Origin of the sequence: Citrobacter sp. wls826 (assembly GCF_005281245.1) — a bacterium.
GTDB classification, from domain to species: Bacteria; Pseudomonadota; Gammaproteobacteria; order Enterobacterales; family Enterobacteriaceae; genus Citrobacter; species Citrobacter braakii.
The window spans coordinates 81,903-93,167 of record NZ_SZWS01000053.1; the positions used below are offsets into that span (position 1 = coordinate 81,903).

An 11,265-nucleotide genomic window follows, 5' to 3' on the forward strand; every position below is an offset into this window, starting at 1 on the left:
TCATGACCAATAACCCCCCTTCAACGCGTATTTATCCCGGCGAGTATGGTTACCCTCTGAAGTTAAAAGCCCGATACGATAACTTTATCGGCGGTGACTGGGTTGCCCCGGTGGACGGCGAGTATTACCAAAACCTGACGCCGGTAACCGGGCAATTACTGTGCGAAGTGGCCTCTTCCGGCAAAAAGGATATCGATCTGGCACTGGATGCCGCGCACAAAGTAAAAGACAAGTGGGCACAGACATCCGTGCAGGACAGGGCAGCGATACTGTTCAAAATCGCCGATCGTATGGAGCAAAACCTGGAACTGCTGGCGACGGCAGAAACCTGGGATAACGGTAAGCCCATCCGCGAAACCAGCGCGGCAGATGTTCCGCTGGCGATTGACCATTTCCGCTATTTCGCTTCCTGTATTCGTGCGCAGGAAGGGGGTATAAGCGAGGTTGATAGCGAGACCGTGGCTTATCACTTCCATGAACCTCTTGGCGTGGTAGGGCAAATTATCCCGTGGAACTTCCCGCTGCTGATGGCCAGCTGGAAGATGGCGCCCGCGCTGGCGGCGGGTAACTGCGTCGTACTTAAACCCGCGCGCCTCACGCCGCTGTCCGTGCTGTTGCTGATGGAAGTCATCGGCGATCTGCTCCCGCCAGGCGTGGTAAACGTGGTAAACGGTGCGGGTGGGGAAATCGGTGAGTATCTGGCGACGTCTAAACGCATTGCGAAAGTGGCGTTTACCGGCTCAACGGAAGTTGGGCAGCAGATCATGCAATACGCCACGCAGAACATTATTCCCGTCACGCTGGAGCTGGGTGGGAAATCGCCCAATATCTTCTTCGCTGATGTGATGGATGAAGAGGATGCTTTTTTTGACAAAGCGCTGGAAGGTTTCGCGCTGTTTGCCTTCAATCAGGGTGAAGTGTGTACCTGTCCGAGCCGTGCGTTAGTACAGGAATCTATTTACGAACGTTTTATGGAAAGAGCTATTCGCCGGGTGGAGAGTATTCGCAGCGGCAACCCGTTAGACAGCGTGACGCAAATGGGTGCACAGGTCTCGCATGGTCAACTGGAAACCATTTTGAATTACATCGATATTGGTAAGAAAGAAGGGGCTGATGTTCTCACCGGCGGGCGGCGCAAGCAACTGGATGGTGACTTAAAAGAAGGTTATTACCTCGAACCAACCATTCTGTTTGGCAAGAACAACATGCGGGTTTTCCAGGAAGAGATCTTCGGGCCCGTGCTGGCCGTAACGACCTTTAAAACCATGGAAGAGGCGCTGGAAATCGCCAATGACACCCAATATGGGCTTGGCGCTGGTGTCTGGAGCCGTAACGGAAATCTGGCGTACAAGATGGGCCGTGGGATTCAGGCGGGGCGTGTTTGGACCAACTGTTACCATGCTTACCCCGCCCATGCGGCATTCGGTGGCTATAAGCAGTCGGGCATCGGGCGCGAGACGCATAAGATGATGCTCGAGCATTATCAGCAAACCAAATGTCTGCTGGTGAGCTACTCGGATAAACCGCTGGGACTATTTTAATTTCTCATCACTTATTGCCCGGTTTTGCGCCGGGCATATCTTTATTCTGCAGTTATATATAAACCCATATATCGTTATATAAATAAGACGATTGCATCCAATCTGGTCATTCCACTACTATTATCAACTCTATTGTGTAAATCAAATTGCAGCCGAATTTTTAATTTAAATCCCTGAGGCAAATATGTTCCTTAATTATTTTGCATTAGGAGTGCTTATTTTTGTATTCCTGGTCATTTTTTACGGGATTATTATTCTGCATGATATTCCCTATCTCATTGCAAAGAAACGTAACCATCCTCATGCTGACGCAATACATGTCGCAGGCTGGGTGAGTTTGTTTACCTTACATGTCATGTGGCCCTTTTTATGGATCTGGGCAACGCTTTATCGCCCGGAACGCGGGTGGGGTATGCAAAGCGCGGATTCTTCCCTGATCCAGTTGCAGGCCAGGGTTGCCGATCTGGAAAAGAAACTGGGTGAGGCGAAGACCTCTCCGGCGGAGTAATATCGATGGATTTATTGATCGTTCTGACCTATGTGGCGTGCGCATGGTCAATATTTAAGATTTTTAAAATTCCTGCCAATAAATGGACAGTACCCACTGCAGCATTGGGCGGTATATTCATTGTTTGCGGGCTTATATTATTGATGAATTATAACCATCCGTATACATTTAAGGCGCAAAAGGCAGTAATTTCTATTCCCGTAGTGCCGCAGGTCACGGGGGTCGTGACGGAAGTGACGGATAAGAAGAATACGCTGATCAAAAAAGGTGAGGTACTGTTTAAACTTAATCCGGGACGTTATCAGGCACGAGTTGATCGCCTGAAAGCTGATATTGTCACCGCACAACATAAAGAGCAGGTGCTGGTGGCACAGTTAGACGAAATGCAAGCCAACACGCAGCGGGCAAAGGCTACGCGTGACAAGCTAGCTAAAGATTACCAGCGTTATGCGCAGGGAAGTCAGGCGAAGGTCAATCCTTTTTCTGAACGCGATATCGATGCGGCGCGGCAAAACTATCTGGCGCAGGAAGCAGCGGTGAAATCCTCCGTTGCGGAACAACAGCAAATCCAGAGTCAGTTAGACAGCCTGGTGCAGGGTGAGAATTCGCAAATTGCCAGCCTGAAAGCGCAGTTAGCCGAAGCGGAGTTCAACCTGGACCAGACAGTGGTTCGCGCGCCCAGCGATGGTTACGTTACGCAGGTGCTGATGCGACCGGGAACCTATGCCGCCGCGCTGCCTATGCGTCCGGTGATGGTGTTTATCCCGGATCAAAAACGGCAAATTATCGCCCAGTTCCGGCAAAACTCGTTGCTGCGATTGGAGCCAGGCGATGAAGCTGAAGTGGTGTTTAACGCCCTGCCGGGTAAGGTTTTCAGCGGCAAACTGGCTGCCATCAGTCCGGCCGTACCGGGGGGGACATACCAGTCGAATGGGGCGCTGCAATCCTTAAATTCTACGCCCGGATCGGAAGGGGTGATCGCCACGATTGAGCTGAATGATAATGTGGATGTGAACGCTCTGCCTGATGGGATTTATGCGCAGGTCGCGGTTTATTCTGATCACTTCACCCATGTGTCAGTGATGCGTAAGGTTCTGCTGCGTATGACCAGTTGGGTGCATTATCTGTATCTCGATCACTAGGCGCAGGCTATTTTGCTTACCATTTTGAACCTGGTACCCTAATTTCGCTTACTCAGGCTGCTGTTCCAGCGCCTGAGTAAGTTGCTGGCGGAGCTCTGCCAAAATCTCATCAAGAATAAACTGTACCCGCCATGGCTGATATTCACGTTTGCGGAAAATCACCACCAAATCCAGCCACCATTCATGTTGTTCTGAGAAACATGGAACCAGCGACCCGGATTCAATATCTTTTTGGATACTCGCATTTGGCGCAAAAACAATGCCCAGATGGTTACGTGCCAGCGCAAGTGCAGACTGTGTATTGTCGCAGACATAATTTCCGGTCACCCGATAATCGTGCATCTCCTTGCCTCCGGCAGAAGTGAAACGCCAGATATTAGCCTCATCTATCATCATGGAATCAATCAGGATACAGGAATGTTCTTCCAGTTCATCAGGGCTACTAATAGGATGTGCTTTGATATACTCAGGGCTGGCAAAAGCCGTCACCGCATATTTGGTAATGAAACTGGCAACCAGAGATTCATCTTTAGGATGCGCATAGGTGATTAAAATATCACAATCTTCAGGGAAGTCGACACCTTCAAAAAATGCCTTTCGTTCCAGGTTACATGTTTTGAGTGAGAGGTTAATTCCACCGATATCCTGAATTTTTGCGATCACATGTTGCGATAAATAAGCAATTATGCCCGTCGGTGCATATACGGTTACCCGGCCACGTTTTTCGTGCTTATAATCAGCAATGAAATTATTGAGCTGATCGTTTCTGTCCAACATGTCATTGATGTAAGGAAGCAGCGCCGTACCAAACGGCGTGAGGGTGAGCTGTCGAGTGGTGCGATCAAATACCTTTAGTCCAACTTTTGATTCAAAATCAGCAAGGTACTTACTAACGTTGGCTTGTGCGATGCCGAGAACCGTAGCGGCATGACTGATGTTTTCACTGGCAGCAATTACCGAAAGAATCTTCAGTTCCCGGTGTTTGAGTTGTAATTTGTTCATCGCCAAACCCAATATATATATGTTTGTATATATTACTATATAAATATGAATCTTGCACCGATGAAATTGTAAGCATTATTATGCACGCGTTTTGTATCTTATTTTAAAATGGAATGTGGGCATGTTAATTAAACGCAATATTGTGGCGCTATTCGCCTTTTCATTTATGGCGAGCGCAACTGCCGCAGAATTTTCTATTGGCGGCGGCGCTGTATATAACGAATCTCCTTATCGTGGATATAATGATAACGTTCACGCAGTACCGCTTGTCAGTTATGAAAGTGAATCATTTTATTTTAGGCAAACAACGTTAGGTTATATTCTTTCAAAAAATGAAAGTAATGAATTTAGCATTACTGCCTCGTACATGCCGCTTGAGTTTGATCCGGGTGATAACGACGATCAAGCGATGAAGCAACTGAACAAGCGTGACGCAACCGCGATGGCGGGTGCTGCATGGTATCACCATGAGAAATGGGGCAGCGTTAAAGTCTCCGCAGCAGCGGATGTGCTGGACAACAGCAACGGTTGGGTTGGGGAAATGTCTCTGTTTCGCCAAATGCCGATGGGCAAGCTGACGCTGACGCCGGCGATTGGCGTGCTCTACTATGACGAAAACTTCAACGAATATTACTACGGCATCTCTGGCAATGAATCCCGCCGTAGTGGGTTATCAAGCTACTCCCCTGGCGATAGCTGGACACCGTATGTTGGCCTGTCCGCTAAATACGCATTGACCAGCAATCTGACGCTGCTGGCCAGCGCCAACTATAGTGCGCTGCCAGATGATATTAAAAATAGCCCGATGGTTGACCGTGATGACAGCTTTACCTTTATGTCCGGTCTGACCTGGCGTTTCTGATTCTCACCCGTTTGTCCTCAGGGAGGAGGGCAATCTTTTCAATGCGGTAGACCGGATAAGACCCGAAGCATCGTCATCCGGCATACCTTCAGTTACTACTCGTTTACCCAGATACGCATTTCGCCTTCACCACGGTTCGCCCAGCTAAACCACGGAATAAACGTCAGGGTATGTGACTGGCGCGTAGTCGGTGAAACATCGTAGTGCCACAAGGATTGCTGTGTCGCGTCATCGCTACTTTGCTTCACGCCTTCAGCCTGAATTAACTGTTTATGGCTGAACAGCCCCTTACCCTCGAATACCCTGAATTCACTCTCTTTTGGCAGCCACAAATTATGTAGCTCCTCACCGTTGTCGGCCTGCTCCAGGCAATACACCAGCGGCCCTCGTTGAATGGCGACCTTACCGGCAACATGACGCACCAGTGGATTTCCGTACACCCGACGCACTGGCATCGGCAGAGTCAGACTCAGCGTATCTCCCTCCTGCCAGATTCGGCTGATGTGCAAATAGCCTTTGCGAATATCCTGCTCAACCGGCTGACCATTCAGTAAAACCTGCGGCGCGGAGCACCAGTCTGGCAGGCGCAGGGCCAGAGTGTGATATACCGATTGCGGCGATTCGATGGCGATTTTTACCTGCTCATGCCATGGATAATCTCCGCTAATGCGCAGTTTGAGCGAGCCATCTGCAATGGGGACTTCCATGCTATTGCCCACGTACATATTGATATACAGCGCGTCCTGACGTGGCGTGTAGATGTAATGGCCAATTGAGGTTAACACGCGGGCGATATTTGGCGGACAGCAGGCGCAGCCGAACCAGCGTTGGCGAACGGGCTTTACGTGGTCGTAAATATGATTGAATTTTAATGAGTTAGGATGTACTTCCAGTGGGTTTACGTAGAAAAAGTGTTTACCGTCCAGCGCCATGCCGCCAAGTACGGTGTTATACAGGGCGCGCTCCATTACGTCGGCATACTGGCTGTCGGCCTCCATTTCCAGCATTCTGCGGGCGAACATCATCAGTCCGATTGAAGCGCAGCTTTCCGCGTACACGGAGTCGTTGGGCAGATCGTAATCGCTGCTAAACGCCTCACCGCTGCTTTGAGAGCCGATCCCGCCGGTAATGTACAACTGACGCTGGACCATGTTTTTCCACAGACGCAGGCAATCCTGACGTTTGCCTTCGTCCCGGCTTAAGCGCGCCAGGTGCGCCACGCCGGTCATCAGATAAACAAAACGTACTGCATGACCGATCGCCGTTTGCTGTTCTGAAATGGGCTGATGTGCCTGGCTATAGGGTTTATCCTTCACCATCCATGCTGGGCCGTAAGTATGCCAGTAAGAGGTTTGGCCGCGCTTTTCATACTCTTCGTCATAGAAATGGGGCTGTGCGCCGCGCTGCTCAACAAAGTAATTTACCAGCGTCATATAGCGAGGTTGCTGGGTCACTTCGAACAAGCGCATTAAGGCCAGCTCGATTTCCGGGTGTCCGGGGTAGCCACGCAGTTGATTCTCTCCGAGACCAAACACGCTGTCGATGTGATCCGCCAGGCGGCACACCACCTCTAACAGACGACGCTTACCCGTCGCCTGGAAAAATGCGACGCCCGCTTCAATTAAATGACCGGCGCAGTACAGTTCATGGCATTCCGCGAGGTTGGTCCAGCGTTCATCCGGGGCTTTTACCGTAAAGTAAGTATTGAGATAGCCATCTTCACACTGTGCCGCAGCCACCAGTTCAATGACCTCATCAGCGGTTTTCTCAAGTTCCGCATCGGGTTTCTGGCACAGCGACCAGGCAACGGCCTCCAGCCATTTCGCTACATCGCTATCCTGAAAAACCATGCCGTAAAACTCGCCATCCTGCAGCCCTGCGGCGATGCGGAAGTTCTCTATCGCATGGCTTGGTTCCGCCTCTGCAATGCGGTCATTGAGCGCATCCCACTGGTAGGGGAGCACCACATCACGCACCAACTGCTGATATTGTCCGAGAAACGGATCGCTGACCGTGAGCTTGTGCAGGTCGACTTCCAGTACGTTCATTTCATGCTCCTTAAGGCTGTACATGACGCTGACGCAGATCGGTGGCAATGCGCGACATCATCGGGTTATTGAGTTTACAAATGCGGATAGACAGCGCCAGCAGCAGGTGGAACAGCGCGGGCAGCAGCGTTTCCATCGCCGTAATCCCTTGCAGCGAACTGGCGGTTTGGTTGCCAGCGCCTGGCTGATAGGCGACAAAAATAAACAACAGGCTGATGATCCCCGCGCTTGAGGCCCAGGCCAGCTTGATGAAAAACAGGTTGAAGGCGAAATTCATGCCGGAGGAACGCACGCCGGTTTTCCACTCGCCGTAATCGTCGGCAAAGGCCATCAGCGAGAAGTGCAGCGGCAGCGTGAAGCCTAAAATAATGCCGTTGCCGAGAATAACCGCCAGCCATAATGTCTGATAAGCCGAACCGGTCGGCAGGAACCACATCATCACTGCCAGGGCTGCCAGCACCACGTTGGTGTAGTAATAGAGTTTGACGGTATCAATGCGGCGGGTCAGCGGGCTGACAACCACTGAACCGATGATGGACGCGAAGGTGACCATGGTGAAAAACAGCGACGTGTAAGCGGTGCTGCCCTCCAGCACGTAGGTAATGAAGTACATGTACCCGCCGCCGCGAATATTGAAGACGTTAATCAGCAGGAAAGACATCACCAGCATCAGCAGCAACTGGTCATTTTTGCGCAGCCCGCCAATGTGTTCGCGCAGGGTAAATTTTCCCATCATCGCCAGCGGCACACGCTCGCGAACCCAGAAGAAACAGCACAGGAACATCACCACTGCGATGGCGCACAGGATGCCCACGCCGAACTGATAACCCTGCGCGGCGTTGCCCTGACCCAGAATATCCACCATCCACGGCAGGCCGACGGAGACAAGGAATCCCGCCACGCCGCACAACACAAAGCGCCAGGACTGGCAGGCGATCACTTCATTGTGGCGGGTGGTCATGGTGTTGATCAACGCACAGTACGGCACGTTAATGGCGGTATAGCCGACGGAGAGCAACAGATAGGTGCCGAATGCCCAGGCGATTTTTACGCTCATGCTGGCGTCAGGGACGGTAAACGTGAGTACGCCAATGATGCCAATGGGAATTGCCACCCACAGCTGCCATGGGCGAAAACGCCCCCAGCGGCTTTGCGTGCGGTCGGCAAGTATGCCCATTATCGGATCGGAAATAGCATCAAATACGCGCAGGGCAATAAACAATGTGCCGACCAGCGCGGGCGTTAACCCGAAGACATCGGTGTAGAAAAATGTCAGAAAGTTCATGATCAGACAGGTAATTACCGTCCCGCCTGCATCGCCCAGGCCGTAGCCAATTTTTTCACGCAGGGATAATTTGTCGTCCTGGGCACGCTGTGCCAAATCAGATGTCGTAATCGGAGCCGAAGTCATAAATAACTCCCGGAGAGGATTTTCAGAAAGTACCCCGCTACGTTGCGGGTTATTTGTTTGTAATTTGCAAAGTACGTTATTTATTCTGCACGAAATGTTAGGGTCAACAAGGGAAGAGAAAAGTATAAAAAGATGACAATTCCGACTTCATTATAAAAATGTGATTTCGATCCAGCGAAAAGCAGTTTTATCGTGAATAATCAATGATAAAGAGTAGTTTAAATAATGCAAAAAAGCGGGAATTTGAATATATATGCTCGAATTATCCATGTCTCTTCCGATTAAAGTGCAAAATGGTGGGCTATTTATTTCCCGAGGCGTGGGAAGCCATCCGGCGCGGCAATTGCAATCCTGGGAAATCATCTTTGTCGAAAAAGGGACATTAACGATTCGCGAAGGCCAGACCGTTTTTTGTGTGAATGCTGGAGAAAGTTTGTTGCTATGGCCGCAGCGTTTGCATATTGGTGTGGGACAATTTCCGGCTGATTTGAAATTTTACTGGTTGCACTTTGAGGTGACAGCAGAAAACGATGCTTCACTTACAGAACCGTTGCTTGCGATTCCTCAGCATGCCCGGGTTAGCGAGCCACAATATATTATTTCGCTGTTTCGGCAGTTCTTACGCGAGCAGGAAAATATTCATCGCAGCGTTGCGTTGGAACTGATCCTACTGCTGATTTTGCAGCAAATCTCCGCGGCGGCTAGCGAGCAACCCGCAGATAGCCCCGGTAATGCGCTGGCATGGAAAGCGCAACAAATAATCCACACCCAGTTCCACCTGCCGATTAGTGCTTCAACTCTGGCGAAAGAGCTGCATTGCAATGCGGATTATCTGGGGCGTGTATTCCGTAGCGCTTTCAGGCTGACGCTAACTGAAGCATTGCATCGCCAGCGGGTAAGAGCGGCAGAAAAACTGTTGATCAGTGGCTCGCTGTCGCTTACCGAAGTGGCGATAAAATGTGGATTTAATGATGTGGGTTACTTTCGCAAAATCTTTCGCAAGCATACCAGCCTGACACCCGCAGCGTGGAAACGGCGCTATTGCAAAGAGCATATTAATAGCGCCTGACCCGTTACTGCCCGTAATACGCGTTCACACCGTGTTTGCGCAGATAGTGTTTATCCAGCAACTCCGACTGCATATCCGGCAACTGAGGGGCTAACTGGCGCGAGAACAGCCCCATATAGGCGCACTCTTCGAGCACCACGGCGTTATGTACGGCGTCTGCGGCATCTTTACCCCAGGCGAACGGACCGTGTGAATGCACTAATACCGCCGGAACATGCAGCGGATTAAGATCGCGTTGCTCAAAGGTCTGAATAATGACCTCACCGGTTTGATATTCATATTCGCCGTTAATCTCCTCAACGGTCATCAGACGAGTACACGGAATAGAACCATAGAAATAATCGGCATGTGTGGTACCCCATGCCGGGAGATCAAGACCCGCCTGTGACCAGATCGTCGCGTGGCGTGAATGGGTGTGGACGATCCCACCGATTTCAGGGTAGCGACGGTACAGCGCCAGATGGGTTGGCGTGTCTGAGGAGGGTTTTTTACTACCTTCAACCACATTGCCGCTGGCAATATCCACCACCACCATATCGTCGGCGGCCATCACGTCATATTCCACGCCGGACGGCTTAATCACCATCAGCTTACGCGTTTCATCCACCGCGCTGACGTTACCCCAGGTAAAGGTGACTAAACCATGAGCCGGAAGCGCCAGATTGGCCGCCAGCACCTCGGCCTTCAGTTGTTCTAACATGGAAATCCTCCTTCCTGCATACGTGCTTCTATCCAGCGTCGCGCCTGGATAATTTCCAGTACCGGCTCATTCGCTTTTTCAGTCCACATTTCAATCAGAAACGATCCGCGATAGTTCAGCTCATGCAGCGTTTTGAAGATACCGACAAAGTCCACGCACCCTTCGCCAAAAGGCACATCGCGAAACTGGCCCGGATGGGTTTCGGTTACCGGTAGCGTGTCTTTCAGGTGGATAGCGGCGATACGGTCGATGCCCAGCGTCAATTCGGCAGTGACGTCATTTCCCCAGGCGCTGAGATTGCCTACGTCCGGATAGACGGTGAACCACGGCGATGACAGCATTTCGTCCCACTTTTTCCACTTGCTAATCGAGTTCATAAAAGCGGTATCCATAATTTCTACCGCCAGCATGACCTGCGCGGCGGCGGCTTGCTTGACTGCCCATGCCACCCCTTCGGCAAAGCGCTGTTGCGTACCTTCGTCATGTTCCTCGTAATAGACGTCGTAACCTGCCAGTTGAATGGTGCGAATACCGAGATCGCGCGCCAGACGAATGGCTTTGGTCATGATGTCGCGCGCCCGAACGCGGACTGATTCATCGCGGCTGCCAAAGGGAAAACGGCGGTGGGCGGACAGGCACATTGAGGGGATTGCCACGCCGGTTTCCAGCATCGCGCTCACCAGTGATGCGCGCTGAGCGGGGCTCCAGTCGAGACGCGACAGACGTTCATCGGTTTCATCCACCGACATCTCGACGAAATCAAAACCGCAGCTTTTCGCCAGCACCAAACGCTCCGGCCAGGAGAGGTCTTTCGCCAGCGCTTTTTCATAGATACCTAACGGATGATTACGCATACTGTGCTCCCCAGATGGCGTCGATTTGCGCATGGAATTCAGCGGCAACCTGCGTTGGGTTTTGAGCCCCAGCCAGCGCGCGTCCGGCGATAAAGGCTTTGACGTTGATATCGCGAAACAGCGGCAGG

Annotated in this window: 10 protein-coding genes and 1 pseudogene; 5 read left to right on the forward strand and 6 right to left on the reverse strand. The window is 51.2% G+C overall.

Annotated features, from left to right (window positions below; translation table 11 throughout):
- Window positions 1-2 precede the first annotated feature (2 nt).
- The 3 genes from aldB (at window position 3) to FDW87_RS12865 (ending at window position 3,191) form a co-directional block, all read left to right on the forward strand.
- Window positions 3-1,541 carry an aldehyde dehydrogenase AldB gene (gene aldB, locus FDW87_RS12855; protein WP_019078065.1) on the forward strand — a complete coding sequence of 513 codons (1,539 nt, stop codon included), beginning with the start codon at window positions 3-5 and terminating at the stop codon, window positions 1,539-1,541.
- Between the two features lie 184 nt (window positions 1,542-1,725).
- Window positions 1,726-2,049, forward strand: a complete 324-nt coding sequence (locus FDW87_RS12860) for a DUF3302 domain-containing protein (RefSeq protein ID WP_016154947.1) — start codon at window positions 1,726-1,728, stop codon at window positions 2,047-2,049.
- A gap of 5 nt (window positions 2,050-2,054) precedes the next feature.
- On the forward strand, window positions 2,055-3,191 hold the full coding sequence (locus FDW87_RS12865) for an HlyD family secretion protein (RefSeq protein ID WP_016154946.1): 1,137 nt from the start codon (window positions 2,055-2,057) through the stop codon (window positions 3,189-3,191).
- Between the two features lie 48 nt (window positions 3,192-3,239).
- Here FDW87_RS12865 and FDW87_RS12870 read toward each other — a convergent pair whose 3' ends face one another.
- Window positions 3,240-4,193, reverse strand: coding sequence for a LysR family transcriptional regulator (locus tag FDW87_RS12870; RefSeq protein ID WP_137379818.1), 954 nt, complete (start codon window positions 4,191-4,193; stop codon window positions 3,240-3,242).
- 121 nt (window positions 4,194-4,314) lie between these two features.
- On the opposite strand from FDW87_RS12870, the gene FDW87_RS12875 reads away from it, so the two are divergent.
- The gene (locus FDW87_RS12875) at window positions 4,315-5,055 is read left to right on the forward strand and encodes a MipA/OmpV family protein (RefSeq protein ID WP_016154944.1); all 741 of its coding nucleotides are present in this window, start codon (window positions 4,315-4,317) and stop codon (window positions 5,053-5,055) included.
- Window positions 5,056-5,150: 95 nt separating this feature from the next.
- On the opposite strand, the gene FDW87_RS12880 is transcribed toward FDW87_RS12875, so the two are convergent.
- Both FDW87_RS12880 and FDW87_RS12885 read right to left on the reverse strand, forming a co-directional pair.
- Window positions 5,151-7,103, reverse strand: coding sequence for a glycoside hydrolase family 127 protein (locus FDW87_RS12880; protein ID WP_049271757.1), 1,953 nt, complete (start codon window positions 7,101-7,103; stop codon window positions 5,151-5,153).
- A gap of 10 nt (window positions 7,104-7,113) precedes the next feature.
- The gene (locus tag FDW87_RS12885) at window positions 7,114-8,514 is read right to left on the reverse strand and encodes an MFS transporter (RefSeq protein ID WP_047415834.1); all 1,401 of its coding nucleotides are present in this window, start codon (window positions 8,512-8,514) and stop codon (window positions 7,114-7,116) included.
- Window positions 8,515-8,767: 253 nt separating this feature from the next.
- Between FDW87_RS12885 and FDW87_RS12890 the strand changes: the two genes are divergently transcribed.
- Entirely contained in the window at window positions 8,768-9,583 is an 816-nt protein-coding gene (locus FDW87_RS12890) for a helix-turn-helix domain-containing protein (RefSeq protein ID WP_047415836.1), read from the forward strand.
- Between the two features lie 4 nt (window positions 9,584-9,587).
- Here the strand turns inward: FDW87_RS12890 and araD are convergent, their stop codons facing one another.
- The 3 genes and pseudogenes from araD to sgbH all read right to left on the reverse strand — a co-directional run.
- The gene (araD, locus tag FDW87_RS12895; protein ID WP_049271758.1) at window positions 9,588-10,283 is read right to left on the reverse strand and encodes an L-ribulose-5-phosphate 4-epimerase; all 696 of its coding nucleotides are present in this window, start codon (window positions 10,281-10,283) and stop codon (window positions 9,588-9,590) included.
- Window positions 10,277-11,137: an L-ribulose-5-phosphate 3-epimerase gene (locus tag FDW87_RS12900; protein WP_049271760.1), complete on the reverse strand. Its 861-nt coding sequence runs from the start codon at window positions 11,135-11,137 to the stop codon at window positions 10,277-10,279. The genes araD and FDW87_RS12900 overlap by 7 nt, the downstream gene beginning before the upstream one ends.
- Window positions 11,130-11,265: pseudogene (gene sgbH, locus FDW87_RS12905) on the reverse strand (3-keto-L-gulonate-6-phosphate decarboxylase); the annotation flags it as partial. The pseudogene sgbH and the gene FDW87_RS12900, both read right to left, overlap by 8 nt.

What these genes read in the sequence shown, in the direction of transcription:
- aldB (WP_019078065.1), top strand. Translation starts at nt 3, where the DNA reads ATGACCAATAACCCCCCTTCAACGCGTATTTATCCCGGCGAGTATGGT.
- FDW87_RS12860 (WP_016154947.1), top strand. Translation starts at nt 1,726, where the DNA reads ATGTTCCTTAATTATTTTGCATTAGGAGTGCTTATTTTTGTATTCCTG.
- FDW87_RS12865 (WP_016154946.1), top strand. Translation starts at nt 2,055, where the DNA reads ATGGATTTATTGATCGTTCTGACCTATGTGGCGTGCGCATGGTCAATA.
- FDW87_RS12870 (WP_137379818.1), bottom strand. Translation starts at nt 4,193, where the DNA reads ATGAACAAATTACAACTCAAACACCGGGAACTGAAGATTCTTTCGGTA.
- FDW87_RS12875 (WP_016154944.1), top strand. Translation starts at nt 4,315, where the DNA reads ATGTTAATTAAACGCAATATTGTGGCGCTATTCGCCTTTTCATTTATG.
- FDW87_RS12880 (WP_049271757.1), bottom strand. Translation starts at nt 7,103, where the DNA reads ATGAACGTACTGGAAGTCGACCTGCACAAGCTCACGGTCAGCGATCCG.
- FDW87_RS12885 (WP_047415834.1), bottom strand. Translation starts at nt 8,514, where the DNA reads ATGACTTCGGCTCCGATTACGACATCTGATTTGGCACAGCGTGCCCAG.
- FDW87_RS12890 (WP_047415836.1), top strand. Translation starts at nt 8,768, where the DNA reads ATGCTCGAATTATCCATGTCTCTTCCGATTAAAGTGCAAAATGGTGGG.
- araD (WP_049271758.1), bottom strand. Translation starts at nt 10,283, where the DNA reads ATGTTAGAACAACTGAAGGCCGAGGTGCTGGCGGCCAATCTGGCGCTT.
- FDW87_RS12900 (WP_049271760.1), bottom strand. Translation starts at nt 11,137, where the DNA reads ATGCGTAATCATCCGTTAGGTATCTATGAAAAAGCGCTGGCGAAAGAC.